Source organism: Niabella aquatica, assembly GCF_054779315.1.
Genome location: NZ_BAAGYM010000011.1, coordinates 141,293 through 166,879, shown reverse-complemented (window position 1 = coordinate 166,879; position 25,587 = coordinate 141,293). Strand labels below are relative to the sequence as shown.

Annotated in this window: 25 protein-coding genes; 18 read left to right on the top strand and 7 right to left on the bottom strand. The window is 37.2% G+C overall.

The genetic code is table 11. The annotated features are described in order from the left end of the window. Positions 1–33 precede the first annotated feature (33 nt). The 6 genes from ACYVBM_RS10200 to ACYVBM_RS10175 all read right to left on the bottom strand — a co-directional run bounded on the left by ACYVBM_RS10200 (position 34) and on the right by ACYVBM_RS10175 (position 6,338). On the bottom strand, positions 34–912 hold the full coding sequence (locus ACYVBM_RS10200; RefSeq protein WP_460685553.1) for an ORF6N domain-containing protein: 879 nt from the start codon (positions 910–912) through the stop codon (positions 34–36). Then, positions 902–2,995: a type IA DNA topoisomerase gene (locus ACYVBM_RS10195; protein WP_460685552.1), complete on the bottom strand. Its 2,094-nt coding sequence runs from the start codon at positions 2,993–2,995 to the stop codon at positions 902–904. Before ACYVBM_RS10195 ends, ACYVBM_RS10200 begins: the two co-directional genes overlap by 11 nt. 6 nt (positions 2,996–3,001) lie before the next feature. Then, positions 3,002–4,459, bottom strand: coding sequence for a DUF3945 domain-containing protein (locus tag ACYVBM_RS10190; RefSeq protein WP_460685551.1), 1,458 nt, complete (start codon positions 4,457–4,459; stop codon positions 3,002–3,004). A gap of 96 nt (positions 4,460–4,555) precedes the next feature. Further along, positions 4,556–4,852 (bottom strand): helix-turn-helix domain-containing protein, encoded by a 297-nt coding sequence (locus ACYVBM_RS10185; RefSeq protein WP_460685550.1) that lies wholly within the window; start codon positions 4,850–4,852, stop codon positions 4,556–4,558. 26 nt (positions 4,853–4,878) lie between these two features. Then, positions 4,879–5,232 (bottom strand): helix-turn-helix domain-containing protein, encoded by a 354-nt coding sequence (locus tag ACYVBM_RS10180; RefSeq protein WP_460685549.1) that lies wholly within the window; start codon positions 5,230–5,232, stop codon positions 4,879–4,881. A gap of 260 nt (positions 5,233–5,492) precedes the next feature. Further along, positions 5,493–6,338: an RteC domain-containing protein gene (locus tag ACYVBM_RS10175; RefSeq protein WP_460685548.1), complete on the bottom strand. Its 846-nt coding sequence runs from the start codon at positions 6,336–6,338 to the stop codon at positions 5,493–5,495. Positions 6,339–6,666: 328 nt separating this feature from the next. Between ACYVBM_RS10175 and ACYVBM_RS10170 the strand changes: the two genes are divergently transcribed. The 11 genes from ACYVBM_RS10170 (at position 6,667) to ACYVBM_RS10120 (ending at position 19,285) form a co-directional block, all read left to right on the top strand. After that, on the top strand, positions 6,667–7,542 hold the full coding sequence (locus ACYVBM_RS10170; RefSeq protein ID WP_460685547.1) for a DUF5131 family protein: 876 nt from the start codon (positions 6,667–6,669) through the stop codon (positions 7,540–7,542). A 44-nt stretch (positions 7,543–7,586) separates the two neighbouring features. Next, positions 7,587–9,080: a hypothetical protein gene (locus ACYVBM_RS10165; protein ID WP_460685546.1), complete on the top strand. Its 1,494-nt coding sequence runs from the start codon at positions 7,587–7,589 to the stop codon at positions 9,078–9,080. After that, positions 9,070–9,675, top strand: a complete 606-nt coding sequence (locus ACYVBM_RS10160; protein ID WP_460685545.1) for a ribonuclease H1 domain-containing protein — start codon at positions 9,070–9,072, stop codon at positions 9,673–9,675. The genes ACYVBM_RS10165 and ACYVBM_RS10160 overlap by 11 nt, the downstream gene beginning before the upstream one ends. 182 nt (positions 9,676–9,857) lie before the next feature. Continuing rightward, positions 9,858–10,196: a hypothetical protein gene (locus ACYVBM_RS10155; RefSeq protein WP_460685544.1), complete on the top strand. Its 339-nt coding sequence runs from the start codon at positions 9,858–9,860 to the stop codon at positions 10,194–10,196. A gap of 71 nt (positions 10,197–10,267) precedes the next feature. Beyond that, positions 10,268–11,119, top strand: coding sequence for an AAA family ATPase (locus ACYVBM_RS10150; protein WP_460685543.1), 852 nt, complete (start codon positions 10,268–10,270; stop codon positions 11,117–11,119). Position 11,120: 1 nt separating this feature from the next. Continuing rightward, positions 11,121–12,140, top strand: coding sequence for a DUF3871 family protein (locus ACYVBM_RS10145; protein ID WP_460685542.1), 1,020 nt, complete (start codon positions 11,121–11,123; stop codon positions 12,138–12,140). Between the two features lie 5 nt (positions 12,141–12,145). Next, complete coding sequence (locus tag ACYVBM_RS10140; RefSeq protein ID WP_460685541.1) at positions 12,146–12,394, top strand: hypothetical protein; 249 nt, start codon at positions 12,146–12,148, stop codon at positions 12,392–12,394. A gap of 171 nt (positions 12,395–12,565) precedes the next feature. Next, positions 12,566–16,828, top strand: a complete 4,263-nt coding sequence (locus ACYVBM_RS10135; protein ID WP_460685540.1) for a DEAD/DEAH box helicase — start codon at positions 12,566–12,568, stop codon at positions 16,826–16,828. Continuing rightward, positions 16,821–17,420, top strand: a complete 600-nt coding sequence (locus tag ACYVBM_RS10130) for a hypothetical protein (protein WP_460685539.1) — start codon at positions 16,821–16,823, stop codon at positions 17,418–17,420. Before ACYVBM_RS10135 ends, ACYVBM_RS10130 begins: the two co-directional genes overlap by 8 nt. A 59-nt stretch (positions 17,421–17,479) precedes the next feature. After that, entirely contained in the window at positions 17,480–18,697 is a 1,218-nt protein-coding gene (locus ACYVBM_RS10125) for a hypothetical protein (RefSeq protein ID WP_460685538.1), read from the top strand. 189 nt (positions 18,698–18,886) lie between these two features. After that, positions 18,887–19,285, top strand: coding sequence for a hypothetical protein (locus ACYVBM_RS10120; RefSeq protein WP_460685537.1), 399 nt, complete (start codon positions 18,887–18,889; stop codon positions 19,283–19,285). 10 nt (positions 19,286–19,295) lie between these two features. Here the strand turns inward: ACYVBM_RS10120 and ACYVBM_RS10115 are convergent, their stop codons facing one another. Continuing rightward, positions 19,296–19,565, bottom strand: a complete 270-nt coding sequence (locus ACYVBM_RS10115; RefSeq protein WP_460685536.1) for a helix-turn-helix domain-containing protein — start codon at positions 19,563–19,565, stop codon at positions 19,296–19,298. Between the two features lie 31 nt (positions 19,566–19,596). Here ACYVBM_RS10115 and ACYVBM_RS10110 point away from each other — a divergent pair, with 31 nt between their 5' ends. The 7 genes from ACYVBM_RS10110 (at position 19,597) to ACYVBM_RS10080 (ending at position 25,580) form a co-directional block, all read left to right on the top strand. Then, a complete protein-coding gene (locus ACYVBM_RS10110; protein ID WP_460685535.1) occupies positions 19,597–20,151 on the top strand; it encodes a hypothetical protein in 555 nt (184 codons plus the stop codon). Further along, positions 20,099–20,758: a hypothetical protein gene (locus tag ACYVBM_RS10105; RefSeq protein WP_460685534.1), complete on the top strand. Its 660-nt coding sequence runs from the start codon at positions 20,099–20,101 to the stop codon at positions 20,756–20,758. Before ACYVBM_RS10110 ends, ACYVBM_RS10105 begins: the two co-directional genes overlap by 53 nt. Before the next feature lie 13 nt (positions 20,759–20,771). Next, positions 20,772–20,960, top strand: a complete 189-nt coding sequence (locus ACYVBM_RS10100; RefSeq protein ID WP_460685533.1) for a hypothetical protein — start codon at positions 20,772–20,774, stop codon at positions 20,958–20,960. Then, positions 20,960–21,451, top strand: coding sequence for a DnaJ domain-containing protein (locus tag ACYVBM_RS10095; protein ID WP_460685532.1), 492 nt, complete (start codon positions 20,960–20,962; stop codon positions 21,449–21,451). The genes ACYVBM_RS10100 and ACYVBM_RS10095 overlap by 1 nt, the downstream gene beginning before the upstream one ends. Positions 21,452–21,504: 53 nt before the next feature. Next, positions 21,505–22,398: a hypothetical protein gene (locus ACYVBM_RS10090; RefSeq protein WP_460685531.1), complete on the top strand. Its 894-nt coding sequence runs from the start codon at positions 21,505–21,507 to the stop codon at positions 22,396–22,398. Between the two features lie 1,066 nt (positions 22,399–23,464). Continuing rightward, positions 23,465–24,802, top strand: a complete 1,338-nt coding sequence (locus ACYVBM_RS10085) for a tyrosine-type recombinase/integrase (protein ID WP_460685530.1) — start codon at positions 23,465–23,467, stop codon at positions 24,800–24,802. 1 nt (position 24,803) lies between these two features. After that, positions 24,804–25,580 (top strand): hypothetical protein, encoded by a 777-nt coding sequence (locus tag ACYVBM_RS10080; protein WP_460685529.1) that lies wholly within the window; start codon positions 24,804–24,806, stop codon positions 25,578–25,580. Positions 25,581–25,587: the final 7 nt, after the last annotated feature.

Below are 25,587 nucleotides of genomic sequence, written 5' to 3'. Positions count from 1 at the left end.
AGGGCATAAAAAAGCCTCTGAATTTTCAGAGGCTTAGTTGTCGTTTAAGAGTTGGAGCATTCTGCCGACTTCTATATCCATTCGGGAAAAGGCGAACCACTTTTTACCCAAATCTTTAAGCGAAGCTCCGATATGGTACAGTTCCGTTTGGTCGATTATCAAAAATCGGTCGTGGGCATCGGGGAATAGCTCAATCTCAATGGTAGGATATTGGCTGTTGTACCGTTGCAAATCCAGCCGTAATTGATTGCTGATAGATTTGGTATATATGGTCGCAGTTACATTGGTACTGCGTTTGCCCAATAAAGTCAGCACCGTATCGTCCACATAATTATCAAGCAGGATAATAGAACTTTCTGCACTTCGGATAATATCTGATACAAAGGCGTAGGCATCAAAAACCTGCCCGTTATAGAAAATACCTTTTTCGCTTTGGAGCTTGTCGCTTTCCAAAGCCTTAAAGATTTCCTCAATCTTTTGGTCGGTTTCTAATTGCCTTATTTCGATTTTATCCAGCCTATGAAACAGAGAGGCGTTACTGATTAACATTCTCCGCATTTCAACAAATGCGTCCATTATCTCTATACTAACCCTAACAGCGACATCTGAACGGAGTACAGCAGATAACATCGCTATTCCTTGTTCAGTAAAAACGTAGGGCAGGTAACGTCTTCCGCCTCGCCCTACGTTTGAGGTTCCAATTTGGAACCTCAAAAAATCGCTTTCCTCATCGGTCAGTTGAAAGCAGAATTTATCGGGAAATCTGTCTAAATTCCGTTTTACAGCTTTGTTCAATATTTTGGTTTCTACCTGATATAATGTAGCAAGGTCGCTATCCAGCATTATCTGTTTATCTCTTATCGTATAAATCAGATTGCTGACTTCTTTAGGTATCGTTAGTTTATTTTCCATTGCGTTTATTGCTTTTCTTTTTCTCAAACTCAAAGGAGCTTTCGGCATTTTCTTTCAGAATGATATAAGCATCGAATTTCTTTCCGGCTTTGCTCGTCATTCCTTTAATCAGAGGGGTTTTGCCATTATTGACAAGGCTTGTTACATCGGCTATGCTGATATGCACTCCGCATACATTACGGAACTGTACCCAATTACAATGTTCGTCAGGGCATTTTACAATCTTGTCACGGATAATCAATTGCTGACTTTTGCATTTCGGGCAGGTCAGTTTAGGCAGGTTCTCATTGGCAATAGAAGTTTGTAGCAATTCGTCTGTTATAGACTTTGCGTAGGTTTCCATTTCCCTTAGAAATACCCTTGCATCAACTTCGTTGTTTTCGATTTTCTGCAAAGCCAACTCCCATTCGGCGGTCATAGCCACGTCCGCAATTTTTCGGTCTTTGACTAATCCATATACCTGCAATCCTTTCTCCGTAGGGATTAAGGCTTTCTTTTCCCGTTGGATATAATTACGGGTAAACAGGGTTTCAATGATGGCAGCTCTTGTGGCTGGCGTACCGATACCGATATTTTGCAGGGCTTTCCGTTCGTCCTCATTTTCGATTTCCTTGCCTGCTGTTTCCATTGCCGACAAAAGTCCTGCTTCTGTAAATAGTACAGGCGGTTTTGTTTTCTTTTCCAATACGGAGGCTCCTTTTATTTTGAGTTCATCGCCTTTTTTTAGTTCGGGCAAATCCTGTACGGGTTCGGTATCATCATCGGAGAAGCAGCCTTTAACGGAACGCCAGCCCGCTTCCATAACCTTACAGCCTTTTGCCGTAAAATCATAGTGTAAAACCTGTAACCCCACATCGGTAATTTCTTTGATGCAGGCTTGCGAAATAGCTTCGAGCAATCGAAAGGCAATCATATCATACACGGCATTTTCCTTTGCAGTCAATGCAGACGGTATTTTGTCTGTAATCAATAAACCGTGGTGGTCGGTAACACGCAAATCATTTACAATACGCTTGTTGAAACGTCCCCATTTTACTTTAGAAACGGCTTGCTTGCAGGTTTCCCTGTCCTGCAAGGCTCTTACGAGGGTAGGGATTTCCGCCCACATATCTTCCGGTATGTATTTGCTTCCGGTGCGTGGATAAGTGATAAATTTCTTTTCGTACAGGCTTTGGACAATATTGAGGGTTTCTTCAGCAGAAAGGTTGAGCCGTTTGTTGGCTTCTTTCTGCAATCCTGTAAGGTCAAACAATAAAGGCGGTTGTTCTGTAACGCTTTTGGTTTCTACCGATGTAACCGTTGCCGTTCCGCTTCGCTGAATAGATTTCAGCGTATCATCGGCAAGTTTTTGGTCGTCCCATTTGGTTTTTGAGATACTTTTAAAATCTATCAATTCTTTGTGGTGCAATAGCTGTATCTGCCAGTAGTTCCTGACCGTGAAATTTTTGTTTTCCAGGTAGCGTTTGCAAATCAAAGCGAGTGTAGGCGTTTGTACTCTGCCCAATGAGTAAACCCCATTACCTACGGCAATACTTAACGCTTGCGTGGCATTGATGCCAACGAGCCAATCGGCACGGCTTCTGCCTTGTGCAGCTTGGTACAATCCGTCAAAGTCTTTTCCGTCTTTGAGGTTATCAAAGCCTTGCTTGATTGCTTTTTCGGTTAATGAACTAATCCAAAGGCGTTCAAAAGGCTTGTTACATTTCAGGTACTTATAAATATACCGGAAGATGAGTTCGCCCTCACGTCCTGCATCGGTAGCCACGATAATGCTGTCGCTTTTATTGAACAGTTCTTTAATGACTTTTAATTGCTTCAATGCCCCTGTATCGGCTTGGTAGCTTTTGTCCTTTTTAACTTTCCGGACGGTTAGTATAAACGGGTTTGGCAGTATCGGCAATGACGATTTATCAAAGCCCGAAATACCGTAATCTTCGGGCATTCCCAATCCTATCAAATGACCGAATGCCCACGTAACAAAATAGCCGTTACCTGTCAGATAGCCGTCCTTTTTCTCGGACGCACCCAACAAGCCTGCTATTTCTCTTGCTACGCTTGGTTTTTCTGCAATTATTATTTTCATATCACGTTACACTTTTCTGCTTTTGGATTTTGCGGGAGCTTGTGGTTTCTCCTGTTTCTCCTGCTGTTGTTTGTTTTTCGGTGTTTGCTGCCCCGACTTCAAAGGCTCATTGATTTTTTTGGTCGCTTCGTTGGTTTTACCCTCCGAATTGACTGCAACCTGCGTTTTATTGGCTTCGGCAGGTTTTGCCTGTGCCTTAACCTGGCTTGGAAACTGAAAGTTTGTCTTTCCGGTTTCGGCATTGAAAGTGATATAACCCTGATACGGTTGTCCTTTCTTATCTCTCAACCCGTCGATGTAAACAGTTTGCCCGTTTTTAAAATCCTTGTATTGTTCATCCGTAAGTTCCTTTCCTCTGAAAGTTCTTGGAGCTTCCTGCAGTTGGCTTTGCTGATTAGTCTGCCCGTTGCTTTGAGTTTGCCTGTTGGTGTTGTTGCGGTCAAACAAAAACTCCACATAACGCTTGTCCGCATTAAATTGTATCGTTGCCGAGAACTCCGTTCCTTTTGTGGAAATCATACCGTCTAACTTTAAGGGCTTACCCTCCATTAAGGTTTGCTTTTGGGCATCGTCCAATTTCACGCCCTTAATTTCATCGGGAATTTTTATGAAATCCGTTCGCAGTGCAATTACATCGTTTGTCAGCCTGTCTATACTGATAATGGACGGCATCAATTCTCCTGTCTTGGTATTTTTCAAATCAACCACACGCCCCATATTGCCCGTTTCAAGCAGGTTTTTCTTGTCCTCATCCGTAAATTTGTGTCCAAAAAACTCAAAATGTAGATTAGGCTCTTTTTTGATGCCGTGTATTCCCACAACAATTTTTCCGTCTTCGGCTTGCTGTAATGACAGTCGGGCATCTGTGCGGAGAATAGTACCTCCAAGATTAACCCCTATCGGTACGAGTTCATTGGTTTTATAACCTTTCAATAAAGGTTCAAGCAGGTTTCTCTTTTCAAGGTATTCCTTGCTTAATCCGAGATTGGTCATTGTGTCCCAATCAATCTGCTCCGGTTTGTAGCGGTATTCGCTTACATCCGGCGTTGTCTGTGCTGTTTCCATATTTTTTTGATTTTCTTGTTTTTTATCCTGTTGAGGTTCCGTTTTTACCTCGTGTTCTTTCATCACTTTTTCGCCTTCGGGAGTTGGCTTATCTACCTGCTTTTGTATTTCCTGTGCTTTCTCAACGGCGATAGGTGCAGGCACTTTGAAAAATGAAAAATTGGTAGGGTTTTTCAGTTGACTGAAAAAATTGGAGAAGAAGTTGGAAAAGAAATCACCGCTTTTGTCCACACGCATAAACTGGTTTTGGTTTTTCTTCGTGGGTTCAACGGTTTCCATTTTCCCGTTTTTGTCAATGTTTTTTACCGCCTGGATTTTCATTTTTTCTTTATCCAGCACGAGCAGTACGTCCGATAGCTGTTCGGGCATTTCCTGCGTATTTGTTGTTTCTTCGCTCATAATCTGAAAAATTTAAAGTTCACCGCCGAAAGTAAATGAAGCGTTTACAGCATTGCCCGAAGTGGCACTCAAAGGCAGCCGTTGGCGTTCATTGGCTTATTGCTTGGTTGCGGGAGGGCTAAAGCTCTCTCTGATGAATTGATGCACATCGGACAATTTGTAGTACAATTTTCCGCTTATGGTATAATAGGGCAGTTTGCCAATAGAGCGATACCGTTGCAGGGAACGGTTGCTGATTTTCAGCATCTGAAGCAAGTCCTGATTATCCAGTAATTCTTCGCCATCTATGCTGTTACGTTTCTTTTGCAACTCGTCTATATTTCCGCCCAAAATATCAAGGCGACCCATCAGGCGTTCCATCCACGCCAAAAATTCCATTCTGTCAATATTCATAGAAATATACTTTTAAGGGTTCATACCTACTTTTTATCTGTTTTTAGCTTTCTGCCTTTTTCTAAATAGCTTTTGCCTTTTGTCATAAGCTCCTGTACAAATTCATCGCTGCTTTGTATGGCATTGGCGTTGAGCATGTCCTTGATAGCCCCAATGGTGTAGAAATACTGACCGTAGATTTTTGAATAAGCTATCTCACCTTTGGCACGCATACGCCACAGGGTTTTTTCGCTAATGTGCAGATATTGGCATACTTCGTGGTTGTTGAGCCACAGGTCGTCATAACTCTTATCCTCCTGTCTTTTCAGATATTCGGCTATGGCGTTTATACGGCTGTTAAGCTGTTGCCACGCATCTTCTTCAATGGTTATTATTTTCATTGCACAGCATTTAAAGTTTACTATGCAAAATTGTTAAAGGTGGCAGGGTTTGTCTGCCAATCCTTGCCAATTGATTTGGCGGTTTTTTCAAAATTTTTGCAATTAGAGAAAACCCTTGTTTTATAAGGGTTTCAAAGGATTTGGAATTGATTATGACATTATATTGGCACGATTTGCCAATTGGTATATATGGGCAAATGATGTAAACAAAAAAGCAGCACACGAAAATGTACTGCCTTTAAACAAAAGCCCTGTATTAATCAGAGGTCTTTATCCATATACTCTTCGAGGGATAATTTAAGCTGGTCTAAAAATGCAGTTCGGGAACCTGCTCTTGTTTTCATTCGGTGGAAAGAGTGATGAATATCGTTTAGGGGAGTTCGGAACAGCACTTGGAAAATCAAAGCCAGTTTGCGGATACCGATTTTCCCATAGGAAATTGAATTTGAAACATACAGCGCATATATCAGTTCGATAAGTGCATTTTGTGAGTTAGTCCAGGAAATATCTTTGTTGGTATCTCCATTTATCAGAACCATATCGGGATTTTCTTCGAGATTTATTTTGGCAAGCAGGTAGGTATAGAGTAACTCGTTGGCAACAATATAGGCTATCTTGTTATCATAGTAGGTTGAAAAATTAAGGTCAATTTCAAATACGCCGCTATTCAGCCCATCGTGGTAATTGATTTGCCCGAGCCTGAAATAACTATGGTCGCGGTCAGTCCTCCCGGCACGATAATAACGGTAAAAATCCGTATTGCATATACTTTCTTTATACTCTGATTTGAGCAATTTTAATTCGTTCTCGAAATAGCTATAATACATCTTGCCATTACTCACGGGACAAGTCGTTTCAATACGGAATACCTTATTGTAATAAATGAGCTTCCCTAAAACCTGCGGCTTGATATTCCTGAAAAAGTCTATTTCCTGCTGTTCATTTTTAAATCCGGCTTGTAACACTTCCGTTTTTATGGCGTACAGCATTTCTTTTAGGAATATCGTCATTTGATAAGCCTCTTTCGCCGTTTGCATCATTTGGGAAGAAAGTTTGTCTTCCTGATGTCGGATTTGCGATAATATTTTACTCAACACGATTTCCATAGCATATTCTTTTTAGAAGTTATCACCATTTGTTTCGGAGTAACCTTTTTGTTGATATGCCAAAATTTGAAAATAATCAGTAAACAATTTCCACAGTTGCACCCAAGTTGGGAAAGATTTTTTTCGGGTATCAACCGAAATACTGACGGGAAATGCAAATATGATACACAAAAAACAAGCGAAGTTATAGTGATAGCTTCGCCATAATTATTACATTTGCAGTATTGATTTACAAGGTAATCAGAAGAAAGGGAGTGCATTAAGCACCATTACTAATTCGTTACCGATTGAGTTTCCCACTCTTGTAAACTACTATTTATTAGCTACTTTGAGCTATTCTAATCTTTTTGGTCAAAAAAATATTAAAAAGAGCAGAACAACTAAAATACAATGGACGGACCACACCTGGAACATAGCCAGGGGATGCACTAAGGTCGATCAGGATTGTAAGCATTGCTATATGTATAGGATGGGCGAAGGCCTATTTAATTTTGATGTTAAAAATGTAACTAGAACAAAAGGGGCATTTTATAGCCCATTAAAAATAAAAGATCCGAGCAAAATATTTGCCTGCTCTCTAACTGATTTCTTTCATCCTGAAATTGATAGCTACAGGTTCGAGGCGTGGGATATAATCAGAAAATGTCCTCAACATACCTTTCAAATCCTTACTAAACGACCTGAAAGGGTCGTAGATCACCTGCCCGAAGACTGGGGAGATGGATGGCCGAATGTTTGGATCGGAACCAGCATAGGCAGCCAGGAGGCTGCTAATAAGCGCATACCGGAATTGATGAAAATCCCAACGAAGATCCGCTGCGTATCTATAGAGCCTCTTCATGCGCCAATTAGCTTCTACGATGATGCGCTGGAGCAATACTGCTGGGAACGGGAGCCAAATGGTAACAAAAAACTTGTAATAAATCTTGACTGGGCCATCATTGGTGGCGAATCTGGTAATGAAACAGGCAAATATCGGTATCGCCCTTGTGAAATCGAATGGATCGAACAACTGGTCAAAGAATGCAGGAAAGCCAATACTGCCATTTTTATAAAGCAACTGGGAACACATCTGGCCAAGAAAATGAAAATGAGCGAAAGGCATGGAGGCGATTTTGAAAACTTTCCGGAGCATTTGCAGATACGGGAATTTCCAAAACAAGGACAGGTACACGAGTTAATAATAAAAGATAATGCAGCATGATTTTAAAAATGGCCCCGTTAACACCGGGGCTTACTTTTCGTAATATGAAAATTCTATTACCAGAACATTTAACAATCGCAGATATACATGCAGACGGATACGATTCGATACAGAATTATGCTGAAAATAAAATGCTGCGGTTTATATCCCTATTTCAAGAACTATGCATGAGAGGGTATTATTTTTTGGGCAAGGATGAAGTTGAAATTTACTCTCCCATACTGCAACGCATAAGCAAGGATTATGTGGCATATGTGGCTTTATTGGAAGATGTCAAAGTCTTAAAAGTTAATCATTATTATATGCCCGAAATAGGATGCAAAAAATACTCATATGCACTGCTTTACGCCGAAAAGTATTTTTTACATAAGATAGAAAGAAAGAAGATAGGGAAATTTATATATGATATTAATTATAAAGGGAAGAAAGAGTTAAAGAATAATTTTGAAAATAGATTAAATGAACTTTTTTGCTTTTTAGATTTTGATGTTGACCGAGCATTAGCTTATTCTGACCAACTGAAAAAGAAAAGAATAGCTACTCCTGAAATAAACCCTACAGCTAAAGTCTGGCTGCAAACTTCAACAGGTAAATGGTATAAGGGTACAGAGCCCAGTCCTAAAGATGTTGAGGAACAGCATAAATATGAATTATGGCAAATTGACAAGTGGGAGGATCAGGTGTTTGATGGAAAAAGAGATATAACAGGTTATAGATTTCATTCCTTATTAACAAGGTTGCCCAAAGATTTTAAGCAGTTCGTTAGGTTTGGCGGGGCCAAGGAAAACCTATTTAGCCTGGATATTAAAAACAGTCAACCGTTTTTCAGCTTAATAGTAATGAACCCGACATTTTGGTATTGTCCCGACATGACGGAGGATTATAAAAAAGTGTACCGGCGATATTTTGGAGAGCTAGCAGACCATTCCCAAATCAACCTCCAAACAATCGGGATGGAAAATGCTTTTTCTGCCGCAAAATATACTTATATCATAAAATGCATCTCAAAATTAGGGGCAGATTATACCCTTTATAAAGAAAAAATATTATCAGGTAAGCTATATGAAGGTATGCAGGAACATTATCAACAAACGCTACAGGTTTCATTAAGAAGAGATGAGGTTAAAACCTCCCTTTTCACAACCATTTTTTCATCCAATAAGTTTATGGGCCAGAAAGATGCCAGACCGAAAAAGCTTTTCAGCCAAATATTTCCATCTGTATATAAAGTAATAGCGGCGATTAAAAAGGGGGAAAAGTATTTTCAGGAATCGAGCATAACAGATAAACCTTATAAATTATTTAGCATAATGCTACAAAGGATAGAAAGCCATGTCGTGCTGGATAATATTGTATCGAAGTTAATCAACAAATATCCCAATATGCCGGTTTATACGATCCATGATAGCATTTGCAGTACAGAACGGCACATGCCTTTAATTAAGCAAATTTTTGAAGAAACAATTTTTACAACAACCGGCCTAACGCCAAAGTTCAGCTTTGAGTGTTGGCAAAAAAATATAGAAAATGAAGAATAATTTTTACGTCGTATGGGTAGGCCGTGAGGCTGGTATATTTAACTCATGGGAAGAATGTCAAAAGCAAACTTTAGGCTACGAAGGAAGCAGATATAAAAAGTTTGACAGCGAGGAAAAAGCTAATAAAGCTTTTGCAGGTAAGTGGTACCAGTATTACCCAAATTCAAAAAAGATAATCAACCCTGTTGAAGAACAAACAGAACAAGCATTTGTGGCAGATAGCTTTGTAACTACGGCGATTGTTGATACTAAAACAAAAATGACAACTATTCGCGTAATTCATACAACTACAAAGACTGTAGTACTTGAAAAGCAAGTAAAATACGGCACTTTAAACAATGCCAAATATATTGCTATAGTTGAAGCTTTGAAATATTGTCAGTGCAATACATTAACAACGCCGATATATTGCGACAACGCCAATATAATTGACTGGATAATGAAGTACCGCGCACCAGAGATTAAAGCAACAGATAAAAACAAACAATTCTATACTCTTTATGCCAATGCCATGCATTGGGTGCAAGATAACGGCTACCCCAACCAACTCCTAAAATGGGATGTAAAATCATGGGGTATGAACCCGGCAGAATAGTTAAACCATAAAGTGAATGCCCGTGTAAAAGCGGGCATTTATGATTTTAATCACCCTCTTCCAAAGTACTCCCCCCACTTAACCCCGCTCAGCATCGGGCAGGGGCAGGACATCCCCCCTGCTTTATTATCAGGCCGCTTGAAAACAGGCGGCCATTTTTATTAACCAAAAAATTATAAACAATGGTAACAATCGTTGCAGCCCACCTCAGAGAAGGTGGCGAAGGAAATTTTATGTCGTTAGAACTACAGGGAGATGTTGAACTGGTCCAAAGCATGAACACGGGCCGTTTCTATGCTACTTCAAAAAAATGTTTTATCCCTTCCACATTTACAGAGCAGCAGGCCAAAGCACTCATCGGAAGACAATTGCCTGGCTCTATCATCAGGGTGGATGCTGATCCTTATGAATACACTGTCCCTGAAACCGGTGAAGTCATTGTGCTTTCACACACTTACACATACTTGCCTCCCCATTCGCAAAGCACCACTATTGCAGAAAAAGAGCCGGAGTTAACCTGATTTAACGCACCCACTTATTACACGCAGGTCAATAACAGGCCTGCGTTTTTTATTCATTTTAAATCTTAATCATGCACATTCAAAAAGCAGAACGAAAACAGGTAAAGCTGCGGCTTAACATTTCAAGCCCCAGCGGTTTTGGTAAAACGTATGGAGCCTTGCAAATTGCTTATGGTCTTACTTCCAGTTGGGAAACCATCTGCGTAATAGATACCGAAAACCGCAGCGCATCACTGTACAGCCATTTAGGCAATTTCAATACCATTCCTTTAAACCCACCATTTACTCCTGAACGCTACATACAAGCTATTAAAATTTGCGAAGATGCCGGAATGGAAGTTATAATTATAGATTCCGTTTCCCATGTATGGAATGGTGAAGGCGGTTTATTGGAGTATCAGGCGGCATTAGGAGGCAGGTATCAGGACTGGGCAAAGGCAACGCCATTATATCAAAAATGGTTAAACACGATCCTACAATCAAAATGCCACATCATTACCACTACCCGTAAAAAGCAAGCCTACAACCTTGTTACTGAAAATAACAAAACGAAGGTTGAAAAGGCGGGGCTTGATGATGAAATACGCAATGGTTACGATTATGAAATGACCCTTGCTTTAGAAATAATCAACGGCCAACATATAACCAAAGCATCTAAAGACAGGACACAACTATTCACAGGTAAGCCTGAATTTAAAATAACGGTTAATACCGGCGTTCAGATAAAAGACTGGTGTAACCGAGGGAAGACAGACGACCTGGCTGTTATGATAAATAGTTGCCAGACCGTAAAAGAACTGGTCAATTTATACAACGCACAACTTCCTCCAATGCAGGAGCAATACACACAGCAATTTAACAACAGGAAAAGAATGCTGCTTGCTGCATCCAACCATTTTTCATCATCCATAAAGCCATCATAAAATGGACCTTATAAAAGTGAATAATTATCCCGCCGTCATAGCGCCAATAGAGGCTGTAACGCAGGAAGTAAATACAACTGATGCCGTAAGTGATAGTATTTGTACAAATAATGTTTTTATTGAGGCCAATACCATTCCCTGCTCCTTTTCTGAAATGAAACAAAATCACATCATCCCCTCCTTTGCCAAAGACGGCGAGGCGCTGATCTCCCATACCGACTTTATAGAGGTAGTTATGGATAAAGCTGCGGAAGTTTTTTATGAGGAACAAATACTTGATCCGGTTATCCGACTAAGCCATGAGATACAAGGCCGGATACCATCTGCAAAAAACAAACCAACCAAAGAGCTATTACCCCACGAAAGAACGCTCTATTATGAACGGATGATGTTTGCAATAGAAGTATCTACTATCAGGGATAAGGTAGCTGGCAATGAGCTGTCTCTTACAATCGGCGGTGTTAAAAGTTATTCAGAGGACAACCTGTATAGCAGATCCGGAGCCGAGCAGCATTTTAAGCTGTTCATTGGCTTTCAGAATAAGGTATGCACCAATCTTTGTATCAGCACAGATGGTTTGTTGGGAAATATAGCTATTAAAAACCTCGATCAGCTTGGCATGTACGCAAAGCTATTATTTGAGCAGTTTAACTATGGACTGCTACTTACCAGCCTGCAAAGTATGGGCAGGCAGGAGCTGACGGAAAAACAATTTGCCACTTTAATAGGCAAATGCAGGATGTACCATCATTTGCCCAAAACCATACAGAACAAATTACCTGTAATGCAGTTCGGTGAAGTGCAAATAGGCAACGTGGTGGGCAATTATTATAGGAACAGGGATTTTGGTTGTAACGATATCGGCACTATTGACCTGTGGAGGTTATACAACCTGTTTACCGGCGCAAATAAATCATCGTATATAGATGCTTTTGCTTCCAAATCGGTTAATGCTTTTTCTTTTGTAGATGGGCTAAGAACAGCCATGCTGCAAAAAGAAAATCACTGGTTTTTAAATTGATGCAGATGAGCAAAGACCGACAAGGCAATATTCTTCGCTATTGCAGTAATAATTGTGTAATGGTCATTAACAGGCAAGGTAGCATAAGGGAGGTATTTACTCCTTTCCTCGTTACTGCGGTTAATAGCCTGCCGGGGCGTAAAAAAACCTACATCGTAGAAGAAGTGCTAAGCTCTCAAAGAGGCGAACTGGTTTATGTTATCAATGGCAACCGGTACCACTACGCACAGTTTTTAATCACCATCAATTTTTGAGAGAAGGTATGCTGTATTTTCCGGGGCGTGGCATTGGCTGCGCCTCCCTTTTTAGATGGCTCGCCCCGAAAGCCCCTAAAATTGGTGCTATGAGGTGTCAATAAAAAGCGCTTGGCAAATATGCCCATTTATTTCCTTTTTTTTATATTTATCAAATAATATTAGCTGAATATGAAACAGTTGCAGGCAGGATACATACTTGATTGCGTAAAGGAAACATTAGAAACAAAATACGCACCGACAGAAGTTCAAGGACTTTTGACGCAACTTTCCTATTTTGACATTGACGTAAACTCAACTGCTGAACTCAAAGACAATTCAAACTTTGAACAAATACTTTCAGTTGCTCACAACATCATTTCAAGAGGTTTGCCAACGAGACCAACACTTTGGTTGGAAAGCAAAATTTTGGATGTTTTGGGCTTAACTCAGCGAGATGAAAAAGAGTTCGAGGTTGGTAGCATTAAGCAAAAATTAATAGTTAAAGATTCATTTCCAGAAAAACTATTTAAAGCATTACACATTATTGACCCTGATTTGAAAGATAATAAAATTTCAAAGTATCAAATGCCCTCTTGGGAACAGTTGGGAAGTAAATATGAAGAAGAATTTCTCTATGAACAATTGCCTAAATATGCCTCGCCAATGTGGATACAGCTTTTTGAGCCACAAAGAGAATTGGAAAATGTTTTACGCTTTTCAACAACAATAGAAGATGAAGTAGATCAATATCTGAATGGACATACACAAATATTCAACCAACAGCAGTTAGACTTTACAGTAGAATTTCCTTATAAAATAAGTGAGAGAAGAGGGTTTGTAGTTGAAATTGATGGAAGCCAACATACAGATGACCGTCAACAAACTCATTTGGATTTGTTAAGAGATGAAGCAACAAAAAAAGCAAAATGGGGTAAAGCATTACGCATTAAAACAACTGAATGGGATACTATTTCAGAAAAAATAGAATGCATAAGACAATTCGAAGAATTAGGTTGCTTTAAAGTTTTTAAGCAAAATTTTGAAAATCCGCTTTATGACGAAAAAGAAGGATTGACTGCATTGGAGTTGTCTTTAATTCCTTTTGCAGTAGCACGAATTGAAAAGACACTTATCCATTTACTTTTTGAAGGCAAACTAAACATCAATGCGAATGAATGGAACATTGCCATAATTGAGCAAGACATTCCTTGCGGTAATTTAGCAATAGAAGATTTTGAGGAATTGATTAACTCACTTCTGAAATTAAAAGGCGATGCAGAAAAGCTGCCCAAAATCAATGTGTTTGTTGAAAGAAACGAAAGATTTGCTAACGCAAGTCTTCGTTCTACAACCAACATTGACAAAAACAAGAAATACGATTTACTGATTGATATTTCTATTCTTCAAAGAAACGGTTTAACTAAAATAAATGATAGTGTTAATGCCACGACAAAGGTTTTAATCCGTTCTGCACATTCGCCAAAAAAACACCGGAGTTTTAGAACTACAGATTTGATAAAATATAAACCTCTTGGACAAAAAAATACTCAAGAAAACAAATTCATTGAAGATGAAGAACAGGTTGAGGTATTAAAAAAGTTTGTACAAGATATATTCAGAAAAACAGGTTTCAGAGCAGGGCAAGTTGAAATCATTAACAGAGCCATTCAAGGGTTAAGCGTAATCGGCTTGTTGCCAACAGGTTCAGGTAAATCTTTGACTTATCAACTTACATCGTTGTTGCAACCGGGAATGACGATAATTATTGACCCGATTAAATCGTTAATGAGAGACCAATTTGAGGGGCTTTTAAAAAACGGAATTGACGGAGCGGTTTACATCAATTCTTCCTTAAATCAAAAGCAACGGAAAATTGCATTAGAGAAAATCAAAAAAGCACAAACCATTTTTGCCTTTGTTTCGCCTGAAAGATTGCAGGACAATACGTTCAGAAAAGAGCTTTTTGAAACAAGCAATTTGTATAATCATTATTTCAGTTATTGCGTGATTGATGAGGCTCATTGCGTTTCGGAATGGGGACACGATTTTAGAACATCTTATTTGCGTTTGGGGGTTAATCTTAGAAAGCATTGTTTGACAAAACAAAAACAATCTGCACCTTTCTTTGCCTTAACTGCTACGGCATCGTATGACGTTCTTTCTGACATTCAACGAGAACTTGGTATTCCCGAAGAAACAGCAATAGTAAGGCTTGAAAAATTAGACCGTCCAGAAATTCAATTTAAAATTATTGATATAACTGCCGACATCAAACCTGAAAACGGTTTAGGTTGGGGAAATAGACAAGCGTTGGGCGAGGCAAAACAATATCAGCTAATCCAACAGCTAAATAAGATACCCGAATATTACAAGGAATTTTCAGACACTGAAAAGATAATTGAAGATGCCAAAAAGCACTTCAACGAAACAGAAGGCAAGGAAAGAGACATTCGCTTACCCAACTTTAATCCTAAAACATTTTATGAACAACAAGAAAGGGAAAGCAATGCAGGTTTAGTTTTCTGCCCACATAGAAATTGGTATTTCGGTGTAATGGACAATGCAAGCAAATTGTCAAACCAATTTGAGAATATTAAAATCGGAACTTTTTTAGGAAGTGACGGAATAAAGGAACGAGATAATGAAAATGAAAAAAGCCAATCGGCTTTTGTAAATCACAATTTGGATTTGTTGGTAGCAACAAAAGCGTTTGGAATGGGAATAGACAAACCGAATATTCGCTATGTCGTGCATTTCAATTATCCGAGTTCCATTGAAAGCTACTATCAAGAAGCAGGTCGTGGCGGTCGTGATAGAAAATTGGCTTTAGGTTTGATTTTGTTCAACAAACAGGAAGTTACAACTTCTGAAAAAACAGAAGCCGTATCGGAAGACGGAGAAATAACAGAAGTAATTGAAGAAAGAACGGCTTCTATTGACAAAGACATTTTACAAAGTTTCCATAGAAACAACTTTAAAGGAATTGCGAAGGAAAAACGCCTGTTAGCTGAACTTCTAACCGAAATAAAGTTTCCTTCTCACAGAGTTACAAACTATATAGAAGAACTTGTTTTTGAAGAGTTTTCGGTTTCTGTCAGACTTAATGCCATAACAGGTAATACAGGCAGACAAGTTTTGTATATCAATCAAAATTTTGGAAGTATTTATTTAGACAGGGATAACCTGCCTTTCTATCCTGCACAAAATCCGCAACCAGAGGCAAGTAAAATCGCTAACTTTATTCAGAATATCATATTAACAGAAAAGCCAATCGGACTAACTGCATTTTCGTGGCTTACTCAATTCACAGAAGCCGCATCACAGCCTGGAATTGAAAAATTATTAGCAGACACAAATTCAAGAGATGATTTTCAAGTAATCATTCCTTTTACAAACAATGTAATTGAACGAATTGCAAAATATCTTATAGAGAATGGAATTGCGTTTACCGAAAGAATGGTAAAAGAAGCACAGAATTTTTGCAATGATAAAGCTGAATTTATTACCAACTTGGAAAAGCAATTTGAAAAGGCAAATGACAGACAAGCCATTTCAATACCCGAAAACCTAAAACCGACCACTGAGAATTTATTTACTCAAATCAGAAACGAAGAAGACACATATAAAGCCATATACAGACTTTCAATCATTGGAGTTGTGGACGATTATACGGTTGATTACAATTCCAAAACCATATCAGCACACATAACTAAAAAACCTAACGGATATTATACACAAAAGCTGAAAGAGTATTTGTTGCAATACAACAGCCCCGAAAAAACAGATGAAAAATTAGAACGACTGCCATCCTATAAAGGCAATACCGAAATTCAAAAATGTTTAGGATTTCTAATAAAGTTCGTTTACGAAGAAACGGCCATTCAAAGAAAGGCAGCAATAAACGCAATGGAACAAGCTTGCATTATTGGATTACAAGATGATGGAAGTAGAAAATTCAAGGAATATATTGATTTGTATATGAACTCTAAATATGCTCGTCAAGAGTGGTTGCCAAATGATACAGATAATGGTAGAAAGGCAAATTTTAATATTGTAGAAAGGTATATGGATTTAATGAGAACCGAAGCAGGGCAAATAAATAATTTTAAACATTTAAGAGGGGCAACGATAAGACTATTGGTAGAGCATAGTGATAATTTCTCATTCATCTTGCTGAAATCTTTTGCAGTTCTATTAATTGAAAAGGAAAACGAAGATTTTATACAAGAAGCACAAACAGACTTTGTAAATGGATTTCTGAAAGCACAAGAAACAACTAAAGAAGATATTTATTCAGTAAAACAAAAGGTTGATACATTTAAACAAAAAATAACCGGATTTGATTTGGAAGCGGTAGAAAAAATTGAAGAAGTTGAAAGTGCCTTGTATCTCAATTTACATTCTAATTGGCTGACAAACTTTAATAAAAAATTTGCAAGAAATTATGCTTGACCAACAGATTAACGAGCAATTAGGTTTGCTTCAAAATGAACTAACACGATTAAAAACAGTAACCGACTATATTGACGGTGCTAAAGAAAATTCAATCAGCATTATCGCTGAACTTGAAAAAGTTCAACAAAATTACTCGGTCTATACAGACAAAATTTTCAATCTCTACAAACAATATGTAGATGATTTAAAGAAAAACACCGAAATACAAATCACTGACGGAGTTTTAAAGTTTGAAACTACGGGCAACAAAATTGACACAACAAACAAGGAAAAACTTGTTGAAACAAAGCGCCTCTTAGAGCAGTACAAAAAGATTGTTGAAGCAACCGACAATTTAGTTAAGACATTGGAAACTGTTGATTTTCCAACAAGACTTTCAACTATTGACAAAAACATTCAGGCAGTTAATTCAGCATTGAATGAAGCTAAACAATCTATTGAAAACAAGCAAAGCGAAAACCAAAAAATTTTATTTCAAAGACTGGAACAACAAAATAAAGAAGTGAAATTTATTAAAGCCTTACTGATTGTCGTCTGCATTCTTATTGTAATCAGCGCAATCTCCACAATACTGATTAAATTTCATTAACTCAAAATAGCATTATTTTGAAAGACGTCTATAATTGTATAGTAATTTAAAACTTTAGAATGTGGCACAAATTTTTTAAGAAACAACAACAAAAGACCGACAATAGTAATTATGAATATAGAGAGCACCTGCTTTCTATAAGAGAAACGCGTTCAAGTTTCTACACTAATCGCCCAAAAGATGAAATTGATTGGTTTTACGTTGATGAAATTAGGAAGGATAACGTCAACAGCGGTCGACCTGCGAAAAAGTTAGGTAGCCATTGGCTGATGGAAAACGAGTTTTTTGAAGTGCATGAAAGAAATCTTATCTGCTTTTTTGACACAACAAACAATTTAGAGTATCGGAATTACATCCAAAACAATCATTCAGAAATTGCCGAAGCATTTGCTGCTAGACGCTGGAACTATGTAGAAAGATTATCTCAACAGTCCCCGGATATAAATGCTTTTAATCTGCACTACTATTTTCCCTTTCACGATTGGAATAATGTTAAGCTTCAAGATCAAACAAACCATACTGAAAGTGAATTTGCCGGAAACGAGATTCTGAGCTTTTACAATTATAAAGGACCGATCAAAACAGGCTTTATAGGAGTCTTAGGCAGGAAGTATTGTCTCATAAGTAAGAAAAAGAATGAGTCGATAGATGAATTTGTAAGCTCATTTTATTCTATAATTTCCAGATGGCACGCGTCAAAAATATGCTATGCTCAGGATCCTGATTTTTATGGTGATACCGAGCTTGATAATGAATCTGCGAACCATGTACGTAATATTAAAGTGGCGCTGAATGCATTAAAAGAAAACGGCCAGTTTTTCAGGATTGCCCCACTTGTATTAAAAATTGTTGAGGAGGCATCGAAAAAGGCCCCTAAAATCAGCCGTATGGTTATTGACAAAGATTTTAAAATCCTGCTACCCGATTACCAGAACCGGGAAATTAAGCTAAGCCATTTAACCAAAGCTATCTATTTCCTTATCCTGCGCCACCCAAAAGGGGTTTATACGGGGGATTGGGATCTTTATAAAAAAGAGTTGTTGGACATTTATAAAAGAATTTCCTACCGGCTGGATATGGATAAAATGGAAGAGAGTATAGAGGAACTTGGAAACTCTGATGAAAAAGCGCTACGGACACATATCAGCCGCATTAAAGCGTCCTTTAAAAAAGAATTTTCAGATTACTATGCCAGTAAATATTATATAACTGGGAAGGATATAATAAAATCTATAGATCTGGACAGAAGTCTGCTTACCTGGGAAACTGATTTATAAGGTTTGCAATATTGCAACACTTTCCATCCATTATTTTTTTGCTATTACTTTGCCTGTAATATAATTTCAATGCCAACTAATAATGCAGAAATTTTTTTATACGGGAAACCGTAAAAAAGAAAAGCCGGTAATATTATTTTTGGCAGGATAACGAAATTACAGATAACGTAACAGCTTAAAATTAACAATATGACAAAAAAAGTAATGTTGCTTTGTTTATTATTATCAATAATAACAGGCTTTAGTTATGGACAGGCGCGTAAAACTTCCTCTTACTCATCCGGTTACAGGAACAATTACAATTCGACATTAAATTATGGAAGTGGCTACTCTTCGAGCCAAAATTATAGCACACTCGGCCGTTCTACCAATGTAAATACCAACCGATCTGCTTATGGAAATAGCTACAGCTCATCCACCAATGTTTATACTAACGGAAATATAAGATCCAGTTCGTCCACTTCTTCTTATGGCAATGGTAATTACTCCACTTATAAAACGAATTATAATAGCAATGGCACCATTAAAAACACCACCCATAGCAACAGCTATGGAGGCATAAAAACAACAACTACTTATAAATGGTAACTAAATATTTCTATTGAGCGGACTCAAATAGTTCCTGCGGTGGAATCTGAAGGGTGTTAGATATTTTTATCAAATTAAGTAGCGAAGTATTGATAATTCCACGTTCAATCCGGCTTATTTGAGAAATTTCAACACCGATGGTAAAGGCCAGCCTTTCCTGGGTAAAACCTTTACTTAGGCGAACGCTTCTAAGCCTTTTGCCAAAATCAACCAGAATTTTCCGCTCCTCTTTATTCACAAAAATAAAAATCGGGAATAAGGCAAATAAACCTATAAGCATATTTGCCTATATTTGCTATTAAAAACTTCTTATGAGATTAGCTGCAACATTTCTTTACTTTATTGCACTTGTAGTTATTGGCTGCGTAAACAATCCTCAAGAATCAGATAATCAAGCAAACACAAGTCAAAATCCAGTTAGCAGTAATGAAAATTACAGCGATAATGAGTATTATACAGATGCTCTGCTCGATAGTTTGAGTAGGGATGTAGAGAAAACTGCAGATTCTGCTGCCCAAGCTATTAGTAAGGCTGCTGAGGAAATGAAATTAGGCATTCAATCAGATAATAAAGCTCTCCAATCATCTATAACAAATTCTACAAAATACATTTTTGTTGTTCTAGAGGTTTCCGAAGATAACGGTCTAGAAATTAAAAATTATTATGTAACAAGTGATATACTGGAAATGTCAGAATTTGAGCTTGATGAGAATAACAAATACAAACTTCTTGATGATTACGTAAAATCCTACAAAAGATCTCCAAGTGGTTCGGTATATAAAGGAAAAATCAAAAGCAGAAAAATATACAATTATGAAACTTATGAAAAAGCAAGCAAAGCAAGAGAGAAATTTATTATGGATTAAACATATTTCAAAACCATTAATACTTTTTTCTGTATGTCTTTTTTCTACAATTATCTGCATATCGCAATCTTCTGTGATAATTGAAGGAATGGGGCAAATTTATTGCCCGGCAAGTATGGAAATACAAGGTGGAGCGTATAAAAAGTACGCCGATAATGTAAAAGCCATAAATGGGGTTGCTGCCTCTAAAGTTGTTTTTCAACAAAAAGGACTTAACAATCTTAGTGAAGGCCTTGATACTTATGCAAGGGTTATGATTCGAACTTCTTACGGCGACTTTAATTCTATAACAACACCGGTAACCCTAAGAGATGTAAATGATGTAAATAATTTTTTTAAAAATCAGATAAAGGATGAAGCCTCTTCAATGAATGCTGTCATTATTACCTGGAACAAAGCACAGGCAACAACTATTAATGGCTACAAGGCCATTAAATTTGGCTATAAGAGAAAAGTAGGCACTAACCCGGCTGTTACTGTAGAAACCTACCTAATACAAAATACAAACAGAATGTATTCTATAACATTTGAAAACAGAGAAGATGGATATAAATGGAGTTCTGCTTTTCTCAAAATAAAGTCATCATTAAAAATATCTATAAACTAAAATTTTTAAAAAAATGAGAACAGGAGTAAAATTGATTTTAATAGTCATTGTATGGATTATCGGGGCAGTAGTTGGTGTTGGCTTAGGAGATGCTACGGGCACTAAACATGGCGGAGGTTTAGGAATAGCTGTTATGACAGGTGTTATAGCTGCAACTGCCGCCATATGGAAATGGAAACCAGATAACCAAAAGAAAGGATAATGTTTACCGATTATTATGCAGTTCTTGAAATTAAGTTTCCATCTAATCAGGAAGAAATAAAGAAAGCATTCAGAGTATTAGCAAAAAATTGGCATCCAGATATTAACGACAACCCTTTAGCACATGAACAAATGATACTTATTAATGAAGCTTATTTATTTCTTTCTGATATGCAAAGAAAAGAGCGTTATGACCAAACATACATTCTTTTCAAAAATGAATTCAATACTAAAAAGGAAGATAAAATTTACTCAGGAGCAAATGCAACAGCTGGTAGTTATACATACGACTACAACTTTTCCGATGAAGTATTAAAGGATTGGATACGGAAAGTGAAAAAGCAAGCTGTTGAATTAGTAAATGATACAGTTAGTATGTCTAAAGTTGCTATTAAAGAAGGCGGTATAAAAACGGGGCAGATGATTATGGGACAGATTTTGTTAGGAGTGCTAATTACCATTATCGTCAGTATTTCTAAAAGTTGTAACTGATACCATTTGTAAATGGTATGCCTAAATAAATAATTATCAAGAGCAAAGTTTAAATGAGAAATTACATTCTTACACTACTTACAGCAATAAATTTCATTACAGTTTATAGCCAAAACACAGAAGCCCTAAAAAACGAGGGTATAATCAAAATGTATAAAAGCGGCTTGTCAAAAGAAGTCATACTAAAAAAAATACAAACCGCGCCGGTAAAGAGCTTTGATTTAAACACGGATGCTCTTATTCAGCTTAAAAAGGAAAACATTCCGGATACTATCGTATTGCTAATGATGAATCAAGTATCGATAATTACTGAACCTGTACTTGAAAAGGAACCGATTAAACAAAATAAGCCGAACACGGCGCTGGATATTGACCAGGATGCACCGAGGGATATATCTCAACTTAGTGCAGAAGGTGTTTACTATAAAAACCCGGAGACTGGAGTTTTTGATTTATTGCCATTAAAAAATATTATGCCTTTTGACATTGTATGGGGAAGAACTTCTTCCAAAGCAAAACTTATCGGAAAAAAGGCTTCTTTTACTATTAACGATAAACGCCCCTCATTTTATATAAAAATTAAGCGGGGGGATGCCCCTTCAACGATGTCGCTGCAGCCATCGAACTTAGTCTTATACAAAGGAGAAAGTACTTCAAAGGGTAGAATAGTAACGTTTGGAACCAAAGTATCAGCTTTGAGAAAGCCCGAGGTGGAGCAAATAAGCAATTCGGTATATAAAATAACTTTCGTTAACGAAATTGGATTAGGAACCTTTTTAATCGCTCCTCAAGAAACATTACAGTTTAACTGTTATGAGTTTAACATTGAGCAAAAAGCAAAAAGGTCTTCCCAAAAAGAGGTTGAGTTTTCTACTGATAGAGAAAAGGCAGATAATAATAAGACCCATACCCCATCCAGCCCATTCCTTTTTAAAAAGAAAAAGTAAAGAACTTTGTTTCGTCCTTTATGGATAAAGAACTAAAATACATTTTAAATTCGCTGATAACAAGCTGCATAAATTTAGCCCCATCAGCATTTTTACCTGCATTAAAGTCACAGAAAGTAGGAACAGATCTTCTCAACAAAAGCGTATTCTACTCCTACTTTAAAGAAAAGATAGCAGACACACGGAACTGTTCAATTGGTATACTTACATGTAAAATCAAGAAATTTCCTGTAAAGGATAAGAGAGGCTATGAACTGATATATTATGTTAAGAAAAAAAAGGGTGGCTTATGTCCTAAGTACAGGTATAGTGAAAATGTTGTTAACCTCAATTTTCGCTGGAGCCTGGATTTCTATGATCAGGTTCATAAATACCCACGGTTGGTTATCCCTTTTAGATTTACAGAAGGTAAGGTTATACTCAATATCAGTCCGTTTTAAGATATTCCCCAATATTTGATTGATGTTGACGAAATTTCAATGTGAATTTTGTACAGGAGAAGCCTGTGGAAATTGGATTTATAAAGATAACTGCCAGGATTTCAGGCATCTTGTTCGTATTAAACAGTATTTTAACACCTATTACTGGTGTAAGTGTAATGAGCTATAATATGATTCTTCCATTGAGTAAAAAACTGGCTGAATTTAAAAAAAGAGAATGAATCGTTAATATAGACAATAGTAAAATTGCAGTATCTTCATTCTTGCTATTGGATATATTTATTGGCAGTGAAAGAGAATAATCAAATGTTGTCCCTATGTTTACCCCAAATAAAAAAGCCTCATACAATTAACTGATAATTAATCATATAAGACTTCTGTTTGTGACCCGGATTGGATTCGAACCAATGACCTACTGCTTAGAAGGCACATTTTAATAGTAATTATCAGCATATAAAACATGCGAAAATTTATACGAAAATCCATAATAATCAATATATAAGGCTATTTTACCGTATAATTTTTTTACTTTTGCTATTTAGTTAATTATTCAATTTGTTTGTCAGTTGTTTGCAAAATGTTTGTCACTAAATACCTGACATGTCGAATTATCTTAAAATATCTTTATGGCAAGGGCAAAAATCTATCTTAACACAAGATTTAAATCATCTGATGGCGGTTACTATGTTAAACTTAGGATAACAGCTAATCGAGTATCCAGGTACTACCCCACAGATCATAGAAAATATGCGGAAGATGGGAAAATAGCCGAAGATCTGAAACTTGATCGCACATTTACGGAAAAGGAATTTAACCGTATCTACAATGGAGTAGAAATTGTAAAAAAGAAAGTGGGTGATGAAAGATTGCCCGTTGCTAAGCCCATTAAACGTACTAATACAGAAGAACTTTACCGCATGGCTTTCCGTTCGTTTGAAAGTAAGGCCGAGGATTGCATCAAGCGTATGAAAGTTTTTACATTTGAAGGGTTTGAAAGGCTTTTTCTTGTCAACAGAGAAGCTAATAATAGTTTAACCAGCATTTATAATGAAAAAATAAAACATCTGAAATCGAATGAACAATTCGGTACTGCAGAAACATACCAAAATGCAATTAACTCTATCAATGAGTTTAAATTAAACTTAAAGCTGGCCGATATTACACCTGAACTTTTAAACGCTTATGAAAAAGGGATGCTCAAATCAGATAAAAGCAGAACTACCATCTCCATGTATACGCGCACTTTGCGAACTATCTTCAATGAAGCAATTGAAGACGGATTGATAACCCAAGATCATTACCCATTCAGAGTACGTCGCTCACAAAAAAAGAAATACGCTCCGCCTTCGGCAAAGAACATAAAAAAGGCGCTAACGTTTGAGCAAATTACGAAACTTTATTTTTATACAAGTCCGCTCGCGGCAGTACAAAAAGCCGTGGATTTCTGGAAGCTTAGCTATCTCTGTAATGGCATGAACTTTAGTGACCTGCTATCTTTGAGATGGAAAAATATAGAAGGTGATTATATTGTGTTTACTCGTAAAAAAACCGAAGAAACTAAAGAAAAAAGCGAAACGATTACGGTTCACATAAAAGACGATGCGCGGGAGATCATTAGGAAGTATAGCCATCCAAGTATAAATACTGAAAATTACATATTCCCTATTCTCAATAATAAGATGGATTCGCAAACTGCTCACAAAACCGCTAAGAATTTTATTTGTTATACGAATAAAAAACTAAAGCAAGTGGCTAAAGACTTGAAACTACCGCACTTTTCAACCTATTCAGCAAGGCATAGTTTTGCAACAACCTTAAAAAAGAATAATGCAAGTATAGAATTGATACGGGAGGCTTTGGGTCATTCCAGCGCGACAACAACTAAAAATTATCTTGACTCTTTCGATAAAGAGACGATCAAAGATGCAACTGATGTATTAATTCCTAAAAACAAAACTGCATAGTATGAATGATAATATTGAAACAGATTCTAATAAAACCATTTTAAAAGAGTTTAAAGAAGAAGTGTTGGAAGAATACCAAAGAGTAGCAGGAACGGATTCGACTATAGATTGTGATTCGCCAGATTTTGAAATTCTGTTAGAAATCGACAAACTATTTATGAATTTCTGCCAGGTAAGCTTATACGAAAAACCTTTACCTATAACTGAATTTGCAAAGGATGAAGGAGATTTAATACTTAGCGAAATTGGAAAGCTTGAGAATATCGTATTAGCTTCTGCTATTGTCGAAACAATTAAAAATTATAACACAAGCGTTCCTATTGCAATAGCAGAATGGGCCCAAAATATTAAATTTGATCCAGCGATAAAAGATAGGTTTAAAGCAGCAAAACAATCTTTAAACAGCTACTTGAAAAATCATTATAAAGATGAAAACCAAAATGACAAGTGGGAGGACTACATTAACCCTGACGTATTGGGCTCATATATTGAATTAGAAGAACAATTACTTGGGAAAAGAAAAACAGCTATTAGGATTGCTGCGTTTGTGGACTGGTTATGGCAGAACAAGAAAAGTATTTTTACAAACAAAATTGTACAGACAAGAGGGAAAAAGCCAAACAAAGATTTAGCCATTTTTGCTGACCGGAGATTCCATAAAAATATAGGCAATCAATTACTGAAAGGCAAAGAAGATGGGCCAAATGGTCGCGCCGAGATTAAAAAATCGATGGATCAAGCGTATCGGAATTTTATAATTTCATCGAAATCTGTATAATAAATAA

Excerpts from the sequence above, each read along its gene's own strand:
- ACYVBM_RS10200 (WP_460685553.1), bottom strand. The coding sequence starts at position 912 with ATGGAAAATAAACTAACGATACCTAAAGAAGTCAGCAATCTGATTTAT.
- ACYVBM_RS10195 (WP_460685552.1), bottom strand. The coding sequence starts at position 2,995 with ATGAAAATAATAATTGCAGAAAAACCAAGCGTAGCAAGAGAAATAGCA.
- ACYVBM_RS10190 (WP_460685551.1), bottom strand. The coding sequence starts at position 4,459 with ATGAGCGAAGAAACAACAAATACGCAGGAAATGCCCGAACAGCTATCG.
- ACYVBM_RS10185 (WP_460685550.1), bottom strand. The coding sequence starts at position 4,852 with ATGAATATTGACAGAATGGAATTTTTGGCGTGGATGGAACGCCTGATG.
- ACYVBM_RS10180 (WP_460685549.1), bottom strand. The coding sequence starts at position 5,232 with ATGAAAATAATAACCATTGAAGAAGATGCGTGGCAACAGCTTAACAGC.
- ACYVBM_RS10175 (WP_460685548.1), bottom strand. The coding sequence starts at position 6,338 with ATGGAAATCGTGTTGAGTAAAATATTATCGCAAATCCGACATCAGGAA.
- ACYVBM_RS10165 (WP_460685546.1), top strand. The coding sequence starts at position 7,587 with ATGAAAATTCTATTACCAGAACATTTAACAATCGCAGATATACATGCA.
- ACYVBM_RS10160 (WP_460685545.1), top strand. The coding sequence starts at position 9,070 with ATGAAGAATAATTTTTACGTCGTATGGGTAGGCCGTGAGGCTGGTATA.
- ACYVBM_RS10155 (WP_460685544.1), top strand. The coding sequence starts at position 9,858 with ATGGTAACAATCGTTGCAGCCCACCTCAGAGAAGGTGGCGAAGGAAAT.
- ACYVBM_RS10150 (WP_460685543.1), top strand. The coding sequence starts at position 10,268 with ATGCACATTCAAAAAGCAGAACGAAAACAGGTAAAGCTGCGGCTTAAC.
- ACYVBM_RS10145 (WP_460685542.1), top strand. The coding sequence starts at position 11,121 with ATGGACCTTATAAAAGTGAATAATTATCCCGCCGTCATAGCGCCAATA.
- ACYVBM_RS10140 (WP_460685541.1), top strand. The coding sequence starts at position 12,146 with ATGAGCAAAGACCGACAAGGCAATATTCTTCGCTATTGCAGTAATAAT.
- ACYVBM_RS10135 (WP_460685540.1), top strand. The coding sequence starts at position 12,566 with ATGAAACAGTTGCAGGCAGGATACATACTTGATTGCGTAAAGGAAACA.
- ACYVBM_RS10130 (WP_460685539.1), top strand. The coding sequence starts at position 16,821 with ATGCTTGACCAACAGATTAACGAGCAATTAGGTTTGCTTCAAAATGAA.
- ACYVBM_RS10125 (WP_460685538.1), top strand. The coding sequence starts at position 17,480 with ATGTGGCACAAATTTTTTAAGAAACAACAACAAAAGACCGACAATAGT.
- ACYVBM_RS10120 (WP_460685537.1), top strand. The coding sequence starts at position 18,887 with ATGACAAAAAAAGTAATGTTGCTTTGTTTATTATTATCAATAATAACA.
- ACYVBM_RS10115 (WP_460685536.1), bottom strand. The coding sequence starts at position 19,565 with ATGCTTATAGGTTTATTTGCCTTATTCCCGATTTTTATTTTTGTGAAT.
- ACYVBM_RS10110 (WP_460685535.1), top strand. The coding sequence starts at position 19,597 with ATGAGATTAGCTGCAACATTTCTTTACTTTATTGCACTTGTAGTTATT.
- ACYVBM_RS10105 (WP_460685534.1), top strand. The coding sequence starts at position 20,099 with ATGAAACTTATGAAAAAGCAAGCAAAGCAAGAGAGAAATTTATTATGG.
- ACYVBM_RS10100 (WP_460685533.1), top strand. The coding sequence starts at position 20,772 with ATGAGAACAGGAGTAAAATTGATTTTAATAGTCATTGTATGGATTATC.
- ACYVBM_RS10095 (WP_460685532.1), top strand. The coding sequence starts at position 20,960 with ATGTTTACCGATTATTATGCAGTTCTTGAAATTAAGTTTCCATCTAAT.
- ACYVBM_RS10090 (WP_460685531.1), top strand. The coding sequence starts at position 21,505 with ATGAGAAATTACATTCTTACACTACTTACAGCAATAAATTTCATTACA.
- ACYVBM_RS10085 (WP_460685530.1), top strand. The coding sequence starts at position 23,465 with ATGGCAAGGGCAAAAATCTATCTTAACACAAGATTTAAATCATCTGAT.
- ACYVBM_RS10080 (WP_460685529.1), top strand. The coding sequence starts at position 24,804 with ATGAATGATAATATTGAAACAGATTCTAATAAAACCATTTTAAAAGAG.